Origin of the sequence: Agathobaculum sp. LCP25S3_E8, from assembly GCF_052117165.1 — a bacterium.
Lineage (GTDB): Bacteria > Bacillota > Clostridia > Oscillospirales > Butyricicoccaceae > Agathobaculum.
In genome coordinates this window covers 1-955 of the sequence record NZ_JBQKJR010000152.1, presented here as the reverse complement: position 1 = coordinate 955, position 955 = coordinate 1, and the positions used below count along the sequence as shown (strand labels likewise).

Genomic DNA, 955 nt, shown 5'->3' with positions numbered 1-955 from the left:
TTCGATGCAAAGAATCGTCATGTTTCAAAGCGCGGTTCACCTCACTTGCGTAAGGTGCTGTTTGAGATCGCCTCCATGATTCTTGTTCACGGAAACCCTGACAATTCTGTACCGAAATTTTTTGCATTCCTATGCCCGGCAACGAGGTGCAGTTGAAATCCGACAGAAAATGTGTGATAATATTTCTGTCTATATTTTCTGTTCAGCGTGAAAAGGAGGTGTTTACCGTGCGGGATGGGAAATACATTACGATCATGTCAGACAGAACACAGCTTGTACTGAATGCCAGCACGATTCTATATGTCCTGATGATTGATAAAACTGCCGAGATCCATGTGTCCGGCGGGAAGATATACAAAACGCGGATGAAGATCAGTGATCTGGAAGAAGCACTGGGGGACAATTTCCTCAAAGTCCACCGGGGCTGTTTGGTGTCCGCCAGAGCCATCCATGACATCACCGACCACATTGATCTCAACAACGGCGAATCCTTGATCTATACACTCCGAAAGAAAAAGCAGATCATAGCTCAGTTCCAGGCGGCTCAAAAACGTCTCATCAGCAGTTTTGCCCAAGACGAAGCCCCCTCCACTGAGGAGGAATACCAGGCCCATTACTGCGGCTTCGAGGCTATGCCCTTTGCGTTTACGGACATCGAAATGATCTTTGATGAGAAGCGCCGGGCGGTGGACTGGGTCTTCCGCTATGGAAACCCTGCTCTGGCAAAGCTGGAAGGACTGCCGCTTAAAACGCTCATCGGCAGCTCCTTCGGCAGCCTGTTTTCCAATATGGATGCCAAATGGCTGCGCCTATACGAGCGCGCCGCTCTATATGGGGAAAGACTGGAGTCCTGCAAACAAAAGTCAATAGCTGAAATGAAAAAAGTCCCGCAAAATTTGCGCGACTGAAAAAGGGCATAACAAAACAGACTGGAGAAAAAGCTTCGCCAGCCGGG

1 protein-coding gene is annotated in these 955 nt (G+C 48.8%); it reads left to right on the top strand.

Annotation, left to right across the window (positions count from 1 at the left end; translation table 11 throughout):
* Positions 1–227: 227 nt before the first annotated feature.
* Positions 228–908: a LytTR family transcriptional regulator DNA-binding domain-containing protein gene (locus ACTQ34_RS18015; RefSeq protein WP_441364972.1), complete on the top strand. Its 681-nt coding sequence runs from the start codon at positions 228–230 to the stop codon at positions 906–908.
* Positions 909–955 lie beyond the last annotated feature (47 nt).